Source organism: Winogradskyella sp. KYW1333 (assembly GCF_003335675.1).
In the GTDB taxonomy this organism is placed as follows: Bacteria; Bacteroidota; Bacteroidia; order Flavobacteriales; family Flavobacteriaceae; genus Winogradskyella.
Genome location: NZ_QPHL01000015.1, coordinates 407,299 through 424,192, shown reverse-complemented (window position 1 = coordinate 424,192; position 16,894 = coordinate 407,299). Strand labels below are relative to the sequence as shown.

Genomic DNA, 16,894 nt, shown 5'->3' with positions numbered 1-16,894 from the left:
ATCTGCTGATACGGACGGCGACGCGACAGGCGACACTCCTGTTAGTAGCGACGAGAGCGAGACGGTTAACGCGAACCAGACCCCAAGCATAGCGACGGTTAAGGACTTTGCCGATATCGACGGCGGCGCACTTACGGAATACGATACTGTAGGCCAGGTTATCAACTATACGATCACGCTTACCAACGACGGTAACGNACTCCTGTTAGTAGCGACGAGAGCGAGACGGTTAACGCGAACCAGACCCCAAGCATAGAAGCTGTTAAGACGGTAGCGATCAGTAATGATGTAGCACCGGCGGGAGTGAGTTTGGGCGATGAGCTTACCTATACGATCACGGTAGAGAACACAGGAAACGTGACTTTGAGCAATGTGATGTTAACAGATACGTTCTTGGATGCCAACGGTAACCCACTGACCTTAACGGGACCAGCATTTGTAAGTGCGGATCTTGGAAGTGCTGAAGGCATTATTCAAGTTGGAGAAACTGCTACTTATACTGCTACACATATTGTTACTCAAAGTGATATAGATTCGGGTGGATTAAGCAATAGTGTAATTGCTGATGCTAATAGCCCAATGGGTACTGATGTTAGCGATACGAGTGATGATGATGATGACACTGATGGTAATACTGAAGATGATCCAACAGAAACTGTTATTGTTCAAAATCCTTCTATTAGTTTAATTAAAACTACTTTGCCATTAGATGATACGAATGGTGATGGAATTGAAGGAAGTATTGATGATATTATCACCTATGTATTTGAAGTTGAAAATACTGGTAATGTTACTTTAACGAATATTGATGTTCAGGATGTATTACCAGGACTGAATTTAGTAGGTGGACCAATACCAGTGTTAATACCTGGACAAGTGGATAATACGACTTTTACTGCAACGTATCAGATTACTCAAAGTGATTTAGATACGGGATTTGTTACAAATTCTGCTACAGTAACTAGTGAGGGACCTGATGGTGATTTATTAGATCCTTCTGATGATGTGGTTGATATAAGTGATGATCCAAATGATATGAATAACAACGATAATAACGGAAATGGTAACCCTGATGATCCAACAGTAACTGAAGTAAATTCAATTTATGATTTAGAGGTTGGTAAAGTCGTAGATCCGGTAGATCAAGTTGTAGTTGGTGATGAGATTACCTTTACAATTGAGATTGCAAATATTGGTAATGTTACTGCAACAGATATTATTATAAGTGAACAAATTCCAAGTGGATATGTGTTTATTTCAGCGTTAACAACAGCTGGTATATACTCAGATGTAAGTGGAGAATGGAGTATAACTCAATTAGATCCTGATCAAGTTGAAATCTTACAGATAACTGTTGAAGTACTTGGAATAGGTGATTATGTGAATACAGCATTTGTTCAAAGTTCAGTTGGAGGAATAGATGTGAATATAAATAATGACGAAAGTTCTGCATCAGTAGATCCAATATGTTTAACAATTTACAATGAATTCTCACCAAATGGTGATGGTGTAAATGAAACATTTGTGATTGATTGTTTAGAGCGATTCCCAAATAACAAACTAGAAGTATACAATAGATGGGGTAATTTAGTTTACTCTAAGGAAGGATATTTAAATGATTGGGATGGAACATCTAATGGTAGATCAATAATCAATGAATCTGATAAATTACCGGTTGGTACATATTATTATGTACTGGATCTGAGTAATGGTTCAGAACCTAGAGTTGGATGGTTATACATTAATAGATAAACTAATTAACACTGAATTATAAAATACGTTAAAATGATACATAAATCATCAACAATTAAAGGAGTAATAGCTTTAGTATTTATACTAATTAGTGCTAATAGTTTTGCACAGCAAGATCCTCAGTACACACATTATATGTACAATACGTTGAGTGTAAATCCTGGTTATGCAGGACAACGTGAAACACTTAGTGTGGTAGGATTACATAGATCACAATGGGTTGGAGTAGATGGTGCACCGCAAACACAATCTTTAGGTATCCATTCGCCTTTACGAAATGAGCGTATTGGTTTAGGACTAAATATTGTAAGTGATGCACTTGGGCCAGCTAGAGAGACTTTTGTGGATGCAAATTTTTCCTACACTATTCCATTAAATGCAAACGATTTGAAACTTTCATTTGGTGCGAAGGCAGGTTTTCATATGCTCGATACAGATTGGAGTAAAGGTCGTTTTCAAGATCCAGATGTAGTTTTTAACCAAAACTTAAATTTAATATCACCAATGGTAGGTGCTGGATTGTATATGCATACAAGAAAGTGGTATTTAGGATTTGCTATACCAAACTTCCTAGAAACGGAACATTATGATGATTTTCAAGAATCTGTTGCTACGGAAAGAATGCACTTTTATGCAATCGGTGGTTATGTATTTAACCTTAGTGAAACTCTTGAATTAAAACCTGCATTTTTGGTAAAAGGTGTATCCGGAGCTCCATTAATTGCTGATGTTTCTGCAAATTTTTGGTATAAAAAGAACTTAACAGCTGGTATTGCATGGCGTTGGGATGATTCCGTTAGTGCACTTGTAGGATTTCAAGCGACTCCTGGAATGTTTATTGGATATGGCTACGATCTTACCACTACAGGATTGAATAATTACAATAGTGGTACACATGAAATAACTTTAAGATTTGAAGTGAAAAGATTAGGTAGAATATTATCACCACGATTCTTTTAAAAATTTGAATATGAGAAAAGTTTATAGATATATATTATTAGCAATTGTAGTTGTATCAACTTCAATTTCATTTGCTCAACAAGGAAAAATTCAAAGTGTCAAAAACGATTATAGAGATTTTGCTTATGTAAAGACTAGTGAGGTATTACTAGAAGTTGCGAATAAAGGGTACAAGTCAGTTGATCTATTTCAAAAGCTAGCAAATTCTTATTATTTCAGAAATGAAATGAAAGATGCTTCAAAATGGTATGGCGAACTGGTAGCCTTAAACGAGGTTATTGATCCAGAATACTTTTTTAGATATGCTCTGGCACTTAAAGGAATCAGAAACTATGATGAATCCGATAAATGGATGAAGAAGTTCAATGATCTTAAACCAGATGATATAAGAGGTAGAGCTTTTATGTCTAAAGTTGATTATAGAGAAGCGATAGAAGGGTCGAGTAGAGAGGATATTGAACTTGAGAACCTTGAGATAAATACAGAACTTTCTGATTTTGGTGCAACTGAATATGAGAACAGTATTGTTTTTGCATCTTCTAGAGGTGGTGGTCGTAAGTATAGATGGAATAATCAGCCCTATTTAGATCTGTACAGCGTAGAAAAAACTGAATCAGGATTTGGAGAGGTCAATGAGATTCAAGGTAAAGTAAACACTAAGTTTCATGAATCAAGTGCAGTATTTTCACCGAACGGTCAATATATGTTCTTTACTAGAAATAACTTCTTCAATATGAAGTATAAGGAAGATGGAACAGGTGTAAATAGACTTCAGCTTTATAGAGCTAAATTAAGTGAAGATGGAACATGGGATGAAATTCATTCAATTCATTTTAATAGTAAAGACTATAGTGTTGCCCACCCAGCTTTGAATCTATTGGGTAATAAACTCTATTTCGCTTCAGACATGCCAGGAACTTTTGGTCAATCCGATATATTTGTGGTTGATGTTAATGATGATGGTACACTTGGAGAACCTGAGAATTTAGGACCTTCAATTAACACAGAAGGACAAGAATCATTTCCTTTTGTAAATACCGATGGTGACTTATATTTTTCTTCAAATGGTTATCCTGGACTTGGTGGTTTTGATGTGTTTAAATCTGAGGATTTAGATGCGAAAGTTAGAGCTAGTTCAAATAGAAATTTTCCAATAGAGAATATAGGAAAGCCTGTAAACAGTGAGTTTGATGATTTTGGATATTATGAAAATTTAGTAACTAAACGCGTTTACTTTAGCTCCAATAGAGAAGGGGGTAAGGGTAGTGATGACATCTATACTTTTGAAATTCCAGAATGCGAACAACTTGTAGTTGGAACTGTTCAGGATATGGATACAGATGAGTTTTTGCCTAACTCAACGGTTATTCTTTTTGATGGTGAGGGTAATGAATTAGAACGTACAATTGTTCATGAAGATGCCGTATTTCAATTTAGTTTGGACTGTGAAATGGAATATTTGGTCAGAGGAGAGAAGGAAACGTATACCTCTGATGAAAAACGATTTACAACTCCAAACAGAAAACAGGAACTAAGATTGCAACTATTATTAGATAAAGACGAGCAAGTAATAGCACCATGTGATGATTTAGCTAAAATATTGGACATTCCGATTATTTATTTCGATTTCGACAAGTCTAATATTAGATACGATGCAGAAATTGAATTACAAAAAGTCTTGGCTGTATTGAACAAATACCCAACAATGACAATAGATATTAGAAGTCATACAGATTGTAGAGGAACTGAAACTTATAACGAGAGATTATCTGAGCGCAGAGCAAAATCTACGCGTAAATACTTAATTGATAACGGTATTGCTTCTGAAAGACTTACTGCAAAAGGATATGGCGAGTACAGATTAATTAATGATTGTGGTTGTGAACCTACTAACGAGTCTAGTTGTTCTGAAGCTAAACATCAGTTGAACAGACGAAGTGAATTTATTATTACGGGAATCAATGGTGAAACATGTCCTAAAAAATAAAATCAAAATAACAAAATAACTAATAAAATGAGCCGATTAATTTAATTAGTTGGCTTTTTTTTATGAAATCCTTTACTTAATTTAATTCTATTGGTAGTAATTTTGTGATATGGAAGAAGAAAAAGTCATCTTAGTAGATGAAAATGACAATCAATTAGGATTAATGCCTAAAATGGAGGCGCATGAAAAAGCAGTATTGCACCGAGCGTTTTCCGTATTTATATTTAATAATAAAAATGAATTAATGCTTCAGCAACGCGCATTGCATAAATATCATTCTCCTGGTTTATGGACTAATACATGCTGTAGTCATCAACGTGATGGAGAAAGTAATATAGAAGCAGGCAAGAGAAGATTAAATGAGGAGATGGGGTTTGTTACAGATTTAAGAGAAACTACCTCATTTGTTTACAAAGCTCCATTTGATAATGGTTTAACAGAGCATGAATTGGATCATGTAATGATTGGTAATTATAATGAAGAACCAATAATTAATAAAGACGAAGTTGCAAGCTGGAAGTGGATGCCATTGGAAGATGTAAAAGTTGATATAGCTTTAAGACCTGAGAAATATACTGCTTGGTTTAAGATTATTTTTGAAAAGTTTTACGAACATATTAATGTAAATCCGTCATGAAGGTAACTGTACATAGAAAAGCGCACTTTAATGCGGCTCATAGGTTATATAGAAAAGATTGGTCCTATGAAAAGAATGATGTGGTATTTGGAAAGTGTAATAACCCTAATTTTCATGGGCATAATTATGAGCTAATCGCTAGTGTTACAGGCGAAATTGACCCTGAAACCGGCTATGTGATCGACGTTAAAATTCTAAAAAATATTATTAAGGCAGAAGTAGAAGACGCATTTGATCATAAGAATCTCAATGTTGAAGTACCGGAATTTCAAAATTTAAATCCAACAGCAGAAAATATTGCTGTTGTAATCTACAATAAGGTGAAAGCCAAATTAAATCCTAAATTTGATCTTGAAATAACACTTTACGAAACACCTCGTAATTTTGTAACTTATTCAGGTGAGTAAAATTATGACCAAGTTATATCCACTAAAATTTCAACCTATTCTTCAAGACAAGATTTGGGGAGGCAAAAAGCTTAGCCAAATATTTAATAAAAACTCAAATTCTCAAATGTTAGGTGAAAGTTGGGAAGTTAGTACCGTACCTGGTAATGTTTCTATAATATCTAATGGTGTTTTAAAAGGGGTAACCTTACAAAGCCTATTGGATGATTATAAAGAGAGTCTAATTGGTGAAAAGAATTATAAAAGATTTGGTGCAGACTTTCCATTATTAATTAAGTTTATAGATGCAAAAAAAGATTTAAGTATTCAATTACATCCTGATGATGAGCTTGCTAAAAAAAGACATAATTCTTTCGGTAAAACCGAAATGTGGTATGTTATGCAAGCTGAAAAAGGCGCTAACTTAATCGTTGGATTTAAAGATAAAATAGACAGGGAGACCTATTTAAATCATTTAGAAAACAAAACACTGACTAGCATTTTAAACTTTGATGAAGTTAAAGAAGGCAGTACTTATTTCATTGAAGCGGGTCGAGTTCATGCAATCGGTGCAGGAGTTATGTTGGCTGAAATTCAACAGACTAGCGATATAACTTACAGAGTTTATGATTGGGATAGGGTAGATAAAAATGGGAATGAAAGAGAACTTCACAATGATATTGCTATTGACGCGTTCAAATTTGATTTGAAAGACGATTTTAGGGTGAAATATGGAGATTATCCTAACGCATCTAATGAAATGGTAAGTTGCCCATTTTTCACCACAAATTTTTTACCAATTCAAGGTGAGTTAACCAGGAATAACACATATGATTCTTTCATTATATATATGTGTGTTAATGGTGAAGTTGAAATTATTACAGAGGATTTTAGGGAAACCGTTTCAAAAGGCGAAACTATTTTAATACCTGCATCAGTAAAAGATTTTAATTTGATTTCTAACGATGCAAATCTTCTTGAAGTTTACGTCTAAAACAAAGGTGTATTTCTAATTATTTAACTTAAGTATTTATTACTTTTGTACCACAAAATTCAATTAACTATGGCTAATAAAAGAGATTTAAAAAAGGACATAAACTACGTCTTAGGAGATATTATAGAGGCAGTTTATATTTGGGAGTTGGCAAATGCTGAAAAACCAACAAAACAGAGCGAGGCTATAATTGACGAAGCGATTGCAACATTTGATGAATTAATCACTAGGGTCAATGATAGGAGTGTTGAGGATAAAAAAGCACACTTTAAGGCAATTAATAATGATCTTGAGTCAAAAGGTATAAGCCTAATTGACAAAATCAATAAATTAAAATAATTATCAAGCCGATATAGCTCAGCTGGCTAGGGCAGCTGATTTGTAATCATCAGGTCGTGGGTTCGTGGCCCTCTATCGGCTCAATAAAAAACTCCGACTAAAATAGTTGGAGTTTTTTTATTTATTATCTTTTGTCTATAAACTCCTTGAGCTTTTTTCCGTAAAAGGACACTTTGATGTTATCAGTTAATCCATTATAAATTGAGTCGATGTATATAGGATTGGCACTAGGAACTTCATAAAGTGCTAAATATGGTGCAATTTCACTATCAGAATTATTCATAGCATATTGTATGGTATATGAATATTTTCTTTTCACTAATCGTTCAGACAGTTTGTTAATAGAATCAAAAGCAATAGAATCTCCATCTTTTTGGGCTATTAAAGCAACCTCTATTAAATCTAAATTTTGGTTTTTGTAACCTTCCATTATATCTAAATAACCTTCTAAAAGCTCTTGTTGTTTAGATCCTTTAATTGAAGCATCAAAATTAAAGTTTTTCAATGTTGTATTTATTTCTGTAATACCATGGTCTGCAAAAAATGGTATAAAATGTTCTTCGCCATCATTCTTAAAAAGTTTTAAGTAAAGAAGTTTTGGCTCATCGAGATTAGTTTGTAAAACAAATTCTGGCTGTCCTGTAATTTGTAAACTATCTAAATTTACCACTGATGAGTCTCCATCCTTTTGTAAATATACCTTGCCTTTTTTAAGCCCTTTAATTGTTCCTTTTAAAGTGAAATTAGATTCATTAGAATTGTTACAGGAAGCAAGTAGTAATGCAAAAAATAAAGTTGTAAATATCTTATATGATTTAGTCATTTTTAGGATTTAATTTAGGAATACAAATATCTATTATTTGTTTTTAAATTACTAACTAACTGCCGCTAATTCCATTAAAATTGTACAACCAATTGCCGCTATTGTACCAACAGCATAGCCAAATACGGCTAGTAAAACTCCTACTGTAGCTAAGGATGGGTGAAAAGCCGAAGCAACAATGGGTGCAGAAGCTGCACCTCCCACATTTGCTTGACTTCCTACGGCAAGGAAGAAATATGGTGCTTTGATAAACTTAGCAACAAGAATTAAAAGTACCGCATGTATGGTCATCCAAACCACACCAATAGTAATTAACCAGCCATTTTCAAAGATTAAAGTCAAGTCCATCTTCATTCCTATAGTGGCAACTAAAATATATATGAAAACGCTTCCAAATTTGCTTGCTCCAGCACCTTCGTAACTCCTGGCCTTAGTATAAGATAACAGAATAGCTATTATTGTTGCGATGCTAATCATCCAAAAGAATTTAGATTCTAAGAAGGTGAATACATTTCTAGTTGTAACAGATTCAATTCCTGATACTAAATTCTCAAAAAGTGGAGCTAAATAACCAGCACATAGATGTGATATACTCACTGCGCCAAAGGCGATGGCACATATAATCATTAGGTCTGTTAAAGATGGGTTTCGTTTAACTTTCTCGGAAAATAATGTCACTTTTTCCTTTAGTGTTTCGATCGCCGTAGTATCTGCTTTTAACCATCTGTTTATTCTATTTCGTTTGCCAATACCAATTAAAATTATGGCCATCCAAATATTGGCAACAACAATATCAACAAACACCATTCCTCCATATTTGGCTTGGTTGTAACCATAAATCTCTAACATTGCTGTTTGGTTTGCGCCACCACCAATCCAACTTCCGGCAAGTGTTGAAAGTCCTCTCCATACGGCATCAGGACCAACTCCTCCAACTGCATCCGGTGCTACAGTGGCAATTAGTAAAATTGCAATTGGACCTCCAATGATGATGCCTATGGTTCCAGTGAAAAACATTACCAAGGCCCTCCATCCAAGGTTAAATACAGCTTTTAAGTCAATACTTAAAGTCATTAAAACTAAAGCTGCAGGTAGTAAATAACGACTTGCTACATAGTATAAATTTGTACTGTGCTCAATTTCATCACCAGATTCCGTAATAGTTTTCCACTCAGGGGCAATGAGCCCAGCAGTAGTTAAAACAGCTGGTAACATATATGCCATAAAAAGGCCAGGTACAATTTTATAAAACTTAGGCCAGAATCCGGTTTTTATAGATTCTGTAATAAAAACAAAACCTAATGCTAACATTAGGAGTCCAAATACAATAGTGTCGTCTGTAAAGATAGGAGAAGTGTCCATAGTTGAGTTTTAAGAGTATGCAAAATACAAAAATAAAACACCAAATAAAGGGGCTATTTTGGTAGGTATAATTTCATAATAGAAGTACCTAAATATTTAACCAATATGTAAGTTTCAAATTTATTGATCTGGTTTTGGGCGCAAAAGCATTCTCAACAAAATAGTTGTCATTATAGACTAAAAATAAATCTGAAAGAGGTGCAAAACGCCATTGCAGTCTGGTGTTTACGCTAAAATTATCTTGCTGATTGTTGTATTGTAAGAATGTTGCCCAAAAGAGGTTTTTATTAAAAGTTATGTCAAAACGAGGTCCAATCAACCAAAGTTTTGCATCAGAATACGGATCGGGCAAATTTATGTTGTTGTAGTTTAATTGAATAGATGTAGAGAAATGTGGTTGAAATCTATAATTAAGATTGGCATTCAAGGTAAAAATATCACCATTAAAAAAACGTCCCACTGAAGGGTTAATTGAATATGAAAGTATTTTTCTTCTATCTGATCGATAACTAGCACCAATTGTAGTAGCATAATAATCTCCAATGGGAAGTGGTATGGCATTATCAACACCTGTGGGCTCAAATTCATCATACAAGTGTATGAACCTGTTAAACATTTCGAACTGAAGATTAGCTGTGTTTTGTAATGAGCCTTCCCATCTACTAATTATTGTATAGTCAGAGTTTTCAAAATTAAGCTCTGGCCTCCAAATAAAAATAGGAGTAATTGAAAAACTATGTTTTTGCAATGGTCCTTTCTTTGGCCAAAAGTTACGTGTAAATTGAGGGTTTATTTTAAAAATGTCTGTACGTCTAATAAAACCAAGGTCTGATCTAAAATTATCACCAACAAACAATCCGCTCAATCTAATATTATAATTTCTTGAATTGTATTCTGTTGAAGCACCAAATGAGAGGTCATTACTATTTACATTGGGAGAGAAAGATTTATGAAAATAGTACTTACCAGTCCATGTGTTATCTTCTGATGCAAGTCTATAGTCAATACCAAATACTCTATTATAACGGTCGTCAGAAGAGGTGAAATCATAATCTTTAGTAGCTTGTTTGTTGATAAACATGAGGCTGATATTTGACCTTTTGAATAATTTATATTGAGCAGTAATTAAGGCATTATTTGTAGTTGCGATTTCATTAGTTTTATCCTCTGCGGTTTGCATATTTAATATCCCAATTCGCATATTGTTGTTTAACTTACCGCTTAGCCTTACACCCGCTATAATATCATTTTCAATATTGTTTCCATCTAAATCAGTAGCAATCCCAATGCGACGCGAAAAGAAGGGGTTGGAATCTCTTGCATTACCAAAGTCATTAAACAAGTCACTGTTTTCAATGAAGAATTGCCTACGTTCTGGTAGAGAAACTTCAAAGCGCGTTAAGTTCGTTACTTGCTGATCTACTTCTACCTGTGAGAAATCAGGATTTATAGTTAAATCTAAATTTAGACTGTTATTAATGGTCATTTTTACATCTCCGCCATATTTAAAATCTGATGATGAAGGTGTGTCAGATTCATAGTCTTTACCTACTAATTCATTAACGTACGGTATTATGGAAATGGGTGATTTGGATTTGCCCAAAGGCTTTTCAAAAATCATATCACCCATAAATGCTAAGTTGAAAATGAACTGGTTTTGAGGAATTCTTACCCAGGTGTTATTCTCATTATCTTGAGTGTCAAAATGGTAACTATTAAATCGCCATTTTGTTTCACCTTCTCTATATTTGAAAGCTGAAAGTGGAATGATCCACTCTGAAATGTAGTGATCGTCGTGGGCTACAGTTTCGTTTCTCCATTTTGTATCCCAAGCCATATTAAAACCTCTAAGTTCAGTACCGCCTCCAGATAAGAGCATTTCACGTTGCACGCCTTCAGGATTTGAGCCAAAAATAAACGCATTGGTTCCATCATTAAAAGTATCAAATAAGAGTGTGATATTATCGCTCCCACCAGCTCTAAAATCACGTCTTAGAGAAGGAACTATAAACTCATTTCCAGGAGCGTTGACTTTAATGCCTATATAGAGGTTGGTATCGTCAAAAAGCATTTTGATCACTGGTTGTTGCTTGGCTTGTAACGAATCCGTTGGAAAATAATTCCAAAAGTCGGTTGCAGGTTTAGCCTTGCTCCATGAAGATTCATTCAATTGACCATCTAAAATTATGGTCTCAGAAATATATTTTACTTCGAAAGATTTGGTTTGTGCCATCATCAAGGATGATGTACAAAGCAATATAAATTTGAGTAAGCTTTTCAATTAAGATTGGTTAGTGTGAACCAAAAATAATAGAATTATTAATTTTTTAAAGAATTAAGAATCAGAGCTTGTGGATTTTTTTGATGATTTAGGTTGTCTTTTGTTTTCCTTAAGGTATTGCATTAGCATCCATTCTATTTGTCCATTGGTACTTCTAAACTCATCAGATGCCCATTTTTCAATAGCTTTAAGCATATCTTCATTGATTCTCAGTGCAAATGCTTTTTTCTTAGCCATTTTCTACTTTTTTAATCTTTGATTTATATGTTGCTAATATTTTCTTGGTATCATTTTCTTTCTGTGTACCTATTAAAAGCCTTTTTCCGTTTTTTAATTCAAGTTGTATACCAATATCACCAGAAACATTGATGGCAACGCCTTTGGATTTTTTCCATAATGCACCACCTTTTAAACCCCAGCCACCATATTCATTTAGGGCATCATATTTTCTAACATATGCTTCGGTAATTTCATTCCATTGAATGCCTCGGTACTTTATATGAAATGGAAAAAATTTATAATGAATACCATATTCGTCTATTCTAGTAGAAAGTTTAAAAAGAAATATAATTCCTGAAGCAATAATTAGTATTCCGATAATAATTAAAAACTCAGTCGTTGTAAAACTATCAGGTTTCTTTAAATAGGTTCCGACTATAATACCAAGGGGAACCAGCATACTAACCATTATTAGTATGATGATCCATAATTGGTTAAATCTTTGTTCTTCTTTAAAAATTCGCATTATCTGTTTTTATTACGTTCTAATACTACACTCATAAAACCTTGGCCAATGAATTTGACGCTCCAGCCTTCTCTGGCATATTGATTTAAAATGTCTTCAAAATTCTGCAGGCGATTTCTAAACCCTAGTTTAGGCTGTATAACTTTGTACTCTTTCATTTTTCTTCCTCTTTATTATTTAGTACTGTAATTGATATAATGGCTCTTAAAATAATACCCGCCAACATTCCATATACTGTGCCCATAGCAACATCATCAAGTATTGCACCAATGGCAGTGCCAATACTTGTTCCCAAGACACTACTTATTGCAATACTATATATCTGTTTATTGTTCATTTTTTAATGACTTAGTGTACCTGTGTTTACTACTGGAGATGCATCCTTGTCACCACAAAGTACCACCATTAAGTTGCTTACCATAGCAGCTTTGCGTTCCTCATCTAGTTCTACTACTTCATTTTTATTTAATTCCTCTATGGCCATTTCTACCATGCTAACTGCTCCTTCTACAATTTTATGTCTTGCAGCAACAATTGCTGTGGCTTGCTGACGTTTAAGCATTGCGTTGGCAATCTCTTGCGCATATGCTAAATATCCAATTCGTGCTTCTAGAACTTCTATACCTGCTATTGACAATCTTTCGTCAATTTCTTTTTCTAGTGCATTGCTTACCTCGTTTACACTAGATCTAAGCGTAATATCTTCGTCATGTCCTTCATCAGCAAAGTTGTCATAAGGGTACATGCTTGCGAGTTTACGCACAGCTGCATCTGTTTGTACTCGCACAAAATTTTCATAGTTGTCTACATCGAATGCGGCTTTATATGTGTTTTGTACACGCCAAACCAAAATAGTACTGATCATTACAGGGTTTCCTAACTTATCGTTGACTTTTAATCTTTCGCTATCAAAATTACTGGCTCTTAAAGAGATCTTCTTTTTTGTAAAGAATGGGTTTACCCAATAAAAACCATTTTTCTTCACTGTACCTACATATTTTCCAAACAATAGCAAAACTCTAGACCCATTTGGTTGTACCATTATAAAGCCAAAGACCAATAAAAGTGAAATTACTATACCGAAGGCTGGCCAACCAGTTTTAGTAATTGGGAATAGCGCTATACTTCCAAAAAATAGGATTAGAAATATAAACAGCATTAAATAGCCATTTGCTGGGACAATAATTTTCTCTTCTTTCATAATTTAACTGATTAATTGATTAATTTAAATTGATATTAAAATGATATTATAAAGATATAATTTATTTCATAAGTATACAAATGAAATATTTTGTTACACTTTATTTATTAAAATTTAAAAATAAAGTTTGGCACAAGGTTTGCTATATACATTATGTGATGTTTCAAACGAGAGTTACTTAATGTAACATTACTTCAAAATCGTTACATTACAGTTTGGTTAGTTAGTTAGTAAAAAAGCATCTCAATTATGAGATGCTTTTTTAAATGCTCATAATCGGGATAGCTTAAGATTTAATAAAGTTTGTAATGTTTTCAATTAGGGTAGGTGAAATTTTTCTAAAGGACTCATTGTAAGACTTAGAATTTTCTAAATCATCACCTTCTATTTCAATTAGTACATGATTCATCTTTTCTATTATTACAATATTAGAGTTATCGTTGGCTCGTTTCAATAATTCGGCTTCTTTTACTGAAACTTGAAGGTCTTTTGTGCCATTAACTATAAGAACTGGGCAGTTTAATGAATTAATGATATTAGTTGGGTTATAAGCCATCCAGCTTATCATAAATGGTTGAATATCCTTACTGAACATTGAGGATAATGCTAAAGGATAATCATTTGTGGTTTTACCAGCTTTTAAAATTGATACAACCTGCTCAGTATCTTCTTTAAGCATAGGCGCTGTATTATTAATTTGTTCTATAATAACATCACCAATGTTTTGACCAGTTCCAGCCAAAGAAACAAATCCATTAACCTTGTCTTGTGATGCAATCATTCCAACTAAGCTACCTTGACTATGACCGATAACAAATATTTCTGAAAATTGATTGCTCGTTTTAAAATGAGTAATGACATCAGATGCGTCATTTATAAAATCATCAAACTTTATATTGTTATCTAAATTTCCCTGTCTAATTTGCTTAACTATACGTTTATCATACCTGAATGTAGCAATACCGTTGTTGGTTAATTCTTCAGCAAGTTTTTTTAAGGAGTTGTTTATAAGAAAGTTTTGATTTCCATTTCTATCGGTAGGTCCTGATCCAGCAATTATGATTGCCAATTTGTTGGCCTCATTTTGTTCAGGAATTAACAATGTACCATCAATCCATTTAGTGATAGACAATTCGCTTGATAAAAATGTATTTTCTTCATTTTGTGAAAAACACAAATTTGAAATTAAAATTAGCAGTGTATAAATCTGTGTTTTCATATTGTTTTTTAAAATCTAAGTTAATTATTAACGGATTTTATGTCTAAAATTAAAATAAATTTAAGTCAGTTTTAGTATTAGTCCTATCATTTTAATGATTTTTTAAATTGTATTTCATCGATGAAATGCATAATTTCATCTTTAAAAGTTAAAATTTTATGCATTACATCGATTAAATATGTTTTTTGGCGTCAAAATTAAATCCTAATTCTATATTTGAAGTGTACTAAAATTTAGTTTTTAGTTCAATGGATTAATTAATTAATATTTGCATTATGTTGTGTTGACTTAGAGACCCTAAATCTACTTACATAATAAAAAAAGCAAATTAGAAAAACCGGGTTTGAGGGAACCCGGTTTTTTGTTTTATGCATCTAAAAGTTTTCTAAATGTAAGATTGATTCTTGGTGATATTTTAAGTTTTGTTTTTGCAATTTGATGTAGCCAATAATGTTGCATTTCACCTTTCATTATTAGTAAACTGCCATGATCTAATAAAAGTTTATGACGTTCTTCTTTTATGGTTCTGTGTTTAAAATGAAATGGTCGTGACTGACCAAGGCTTAATGATGCTATAATAGGATTTTGACCTAATTCCTTTTCGTTGTCTGCATGCCATCCATTACTATCATTTCCATCTCTATATAGATTTACAAGGACAGTATTAAACGTGGCGTTAGACAAGGTTTCAATCTTTTCTTTAATTGTTTCTAATTCTTTTGTGAATTCTTCTGGATACATTGTTATGTTAGAATATGCATATTGTTTATTAGATTCACCAAAAAGCGCTGTAAGACGTGGTTGTTTATAGGTTTTACCGAAAACTGTTATGTCATCATGTCTCCAATTGGTAGTTTCGTTAATAGAGTTAAAATATTTATCTGCTTCTTGACAAGACAAAAAGCTAGGTACATAAATCAGTTCTGCATTAGGTAAATTAAAGTATTGATTATCGTTTGAAAACAATTCCATAGCATATTTTTTGACTAAATTAGTGCTTAGGTATGAAATTAAAAACTCTTTTAATTCTTCTTTTAACAAGTGGATTGTTAAGCTTGGGTCAGCGACAAACGATGCTACCGACAGGTTTTGTTTATGCTAGGGATGTTATAAATGATCTAGATATAGAGCTACGGTATTTTTCAGTCAATAATTTTGTTGGTGATACTATTGAAGGTTATCATTCCAATAAACTTATTATTACTAAAGAGACTGCAGATAAATTAATGTTAGTACAAGAGGAACTCCAGTCACAAAATCTATGTTTAAAGGTTTATGATGGCTACAGGCCCCAGCGTGCTGTAAATCATTTTATAAGATGGGCTAGAGATTTAAATGATACAATTAATAAATCACAATTTTATCCAGATGTTGCTAAGGAAAATCTTTTTAAGGAAGAATATATAGCATCGAGATCTGGCCATAGTAGAGGTAGTACTTTAGACTTGACTATTATTAATGTAATTACAGGTGAACCACTAGATATGGGTAGTCCTTATGATTTTTTTGGGCAACAATCTTGGGTTGATTACCAAAGTATTTCTGAAACTCAAAAAATGAATAGACAGTTGTTGCAGACAGTGATGTTAAAACATGGATTTAGGAATTATCCTAAAGAATGGTGGCATTTTACCTTGCGTGGGGAACCCTTTCCGGAAACCTACTTCGACTTTGTTGTTGAGTAACTACTTTTTCATGTTGCGCTTGAAGTGTATAATTACACCAACAATATTTACTGCTAAACCTATAACTATAAACGCAGGAGCAGATTCTTCAGTTTTAGCTTGATATCCAATAACTCCTGCGAGTATTACAATTCCTATAAATGCGATTATTAGTCCTGTTTAGTCTTTCATATAATCAATCTATATATAACCATGCCCAATACATTAAAGCGAACTGTAAGGGAATTCTAAGAACTAAAATCCATTTTGGAATTCCTAATGATGCCTTATCATTATTAAGCATATAAAAATGTACGGTTAAAAATACTATCAGCATTGCGATAATACAGTATAAAGATAATGTCTTAAGGGATGGAATACACAACCCAATTCCCATAATTATTTCTGCTATACCACTTAAAATCACTAAATTCTTATGGTTGCAAAAATACTCTGGCATTATGATCATATACATTTTTGTTTTAACAAAATGCAATATTCCTGCGATTATATAAATCGCTGACATAATATAAATGCCTATAGA

At 33.2% G+C, this 16,894-nt stretch carries 19 protein-coding genes and 1 tRNA gene; 9 read left to right on the top strand and 11 right to left on the bottom strand.

All coding sequences use genetic code 11. From position 1 onward, the window contains the following. Positions 1-252: 252 nt before the first annotated feature. The 8 genes from DUZ96_RS07630 to DUZ96_RS07595 all read left to right on the top strand — a co-directional run bounded on the left by DUZ96_RS07630 (position 253) and on the right by DUZ96_RS07595 (position 7,136). The gene (locus DUZ96_RS07630) at positions 253-1,752 is read left to right on the top strand and encodes a gliding motility-associated C-terminal domain-containing protein (protein WP_309484649.1); all 1,500 of its coding nucleotides are present in this window, start codon (positions 253-255) and stop codon (positions 1,750-1,752) included. Between the two features lie 33 nt (positions 1,753-1,785). Continuing rightward, positions 1,786-2,712, top strand: a complete 927-nt coding sequence (locus DUZ96_RS07625; protein WP_114301333.1) for a type IX secretion system membrane protein PorP/SprF — start codon at positions 1,786-1,788, stop codon at positions 2,710-2,712. Positions 2,713-2,722: 10 nt separating this feature from the next. Beyond that, entirely contained in the window at positions 2,723-4,699 is a 1,977-nt protein-coding gene (locus DUZ96_RS07620) for an OmpA family protein (protein ID WP_114301332.1), read from the top strand. Positions 4,700-4,808: 109 nt separating this feature from the next. Beyond that, on the top strand, positions 4,809-5,336 hold the full coding sequence (gene idi, locus DUZ96_RS07615) for an isopentenyl-diphosphate Delta-isomerase (RefSeq protein WP_114301331.1): 528 nt from the start codon (positions 4,809-4,811) through the stop codon (positions 5,334-5,336). Continuing rightward, positions 5,333-5,743, top strand: coding sequence for a 6-carboxytetrahydropterin synthase (locus DUZ96_RS07610; RefSeq protein ID WP_114301330.1), 411 nt, complete (start codon positions 5,333-5,335; stop codon positions 5,741-5,743). Before idi ends, DUZ96_RS07610 begins: the two co-directional genes overlap by 4 nt. 4 nt (positions 5,744-5,747) lie before the next feature. Then, the gene (locus tag DUZ96_RS07605) at positions 5,748-6,716 is read left to right on the top strand and encodes a type I phosphomannose isomerase catalytic subunit (protein ID WP_309484648.1); all 969 of its coding nucleotides are present in this window, start codon (positions 5,748-5,750) and stop codon (positions 6,714-6,716) included. A gap of 69 nt (positions 6,717-6,785) precedes the next feature. Continuing rightward, on the top strand, positions 6,786-7,055 hold the full coding sequence (locus DUZ96_RS07600) for a hypothetical protein (RefSeq protein ID WP_114301329.1): 270 nt from the start codon (positions 6,786-6,788) through the stop codon (positions 7,053-7,055). A gap of 7 nt (positions 7,056-7,062) precedes the next feature. Further along, positions 7,063-7,136: transfer RNA gene (locus tag DUZ96_RS07595), tRNA-Thr, on the top strand. A gap of 43 nt (positions 7,137-7,179) precedes the next feature. Here the strand turns inward: DUZ96_RS07595 and DUZ96_RS07590 are convergent. From DUZ96_RS07590 to DUZ96_RS07545, 10 genes are all read right to left on the bottom strand, one after another. After that, the gene (locus tag DUZ96_RS07590) at positions 7,180-7,878 is read right to left on the bottom strand and encodes a DUF4369 domain-containing protein (RefSeq protein WP_114301328.1); all 699 of its coding nucleotides are present in this window, start codon (positions 7,876-7,878) and stop codon (positions 7,180-7,182) included. A gap of 51 nt (positions 7,879-7,929) precedes the next feature. Further along, on the bottom strand, positions 7,930-9,240 hold the full coding sequence (locus DUZ96_RS07585) for a DUF819 domain-containing protein (protein WP_114301327.1): 1,311 nt from the start codon (positions 9,238-9,240) through the stop codon (positions 7,930-7,932). An 88-nt stretch (positions 9,241-9,328) separates the two neighbouring features. After that, the gene (locus tag DUZ96_RS07580) at positions 9,329-11,473 is read right to left on the bottom strand and encodes a carbohydrate binding family 9 domain-containing protein (RefSeq protein ID WP_258774342.1); all 2,145 of its coding nucleotides are present in this window, start codon (positions 11,471-11,473) and stop codon (positions 9,329-9,331) included. Positions 11,474-11,575: 102 nt separating this feature from the next. Beyond that, positions 11,576-11,758, bottom strand: coding sequence for an Arc family DNA binding domain-containing protein (locus DUZ96_RS07575; protein ID WP_114301325.1), 183 nt, complete (start codon positions 11,756-11,758; stop codon positions 11,576-11,578). Then, complete coding sequence (locus tag DUZ96_RS12925; RefSeq protein WP_181855247.1) at positions 11,751-12,266, bottom strand: hypothetical protein; 516 nt, start codon at positions 12,264-12,266, stop codon at positions 11,751-11,753. Before DUZ96_RS12925 ends, DUZ96_RS07575 begins: the two co-directional genes overlap by 8 nt. After that, on the bottom strand, positions 12,266-12,424 hold the full coding sequence (locus DUZ96_RS07565) for a DUF4177 domain-containing protein (RefSeq protein WP_114301324.1): 159 nt from the start codon (positions 12,422-12,424) through the stop codon (positions 12,266-12,268). Before DUZ96_RS07565 ends, DUZ96_RS12925 begins: the two co-directional genes overlap by 1 nt. Continuing rightward, positions 12,421-12,603, bottom strand: a complete 183-nt coding sequence (locus DUZ96_RS07560; protein ID WP_114301323.1) for a hypothetical protein — start codon at positions 12,601-12,603, stop codon at positions 12,421-12,423. Before DUZ96_RS07560 ends, DUZ96_RS07565 begins: the two co-directional genes overlap by 4 nt. A gap of 3 nt (positions 12,604-12,606) precedes the next feature. Then, entirely contained in the window at positions 12,607-13,467 is an 861-nt protein-coding gene (locus DUZ96_RS07555) for an SPFH domain-containing protein (protein ID WP_114301322.1), read from the bottom strand. A gap of 286 nt (positions 13,468-13,753) precedes the next feature. Further along, complete coding sequence (locus DUZ96_RS07550) at positions 13,754-14,686, bottom strand: S9 family peptidase (RefSeq protein ID WP_114301321.1); 933 nt, start codon at positions 14,684-14,686, stop codon at positions 13,754-13,756. Between the two features lie 366 nt (positions 14,687-15,052). Further along, positions 15,053-15,658, bottom strand: a complete 606-nt coding sequence (locus DUZ96_RS07545) for an alpha-ketoglutarate-dependent dioxygenase AlkB (protein ID WP_114301353.1) — start codon at positions 15,656-15,658, stop codon at positions 15,053-15,055. Positions 15,659-15,690: 32 nt separating this feature from the next. Between DUZ96_RS07545 and DUZ96_RS07540 the strand changes: the two genes are divergently transcribed. After that, positions 15,691-16,371: a M15 family metallopeptidase gene (locus DUZ96_RS07540; RefSeq protein WP_114301320.1), complete on the top strand. Its 681-nt coding sequence runs from the start codon at positions 15,691-15,693 to the stop codon at positions 16,369-16,371. 175 nt (positions 16,372-16,546) lie between these two features. On the opposite strand, the gene DUZ96_RS07535 is transcribed toward DUZ96_RS07540, so the two are convergent. Then, entirely contained in the window at positions 16,547-16,876 is a 330-nt protein-coding gene (locus DUZ96_RS07535; RefSeq protein WP_258774341.1) for a hypothetical protein, read from the bottom strand. Between the last annotated feature and the right edge of the window lie 18 nt (positions 16,877-16,894).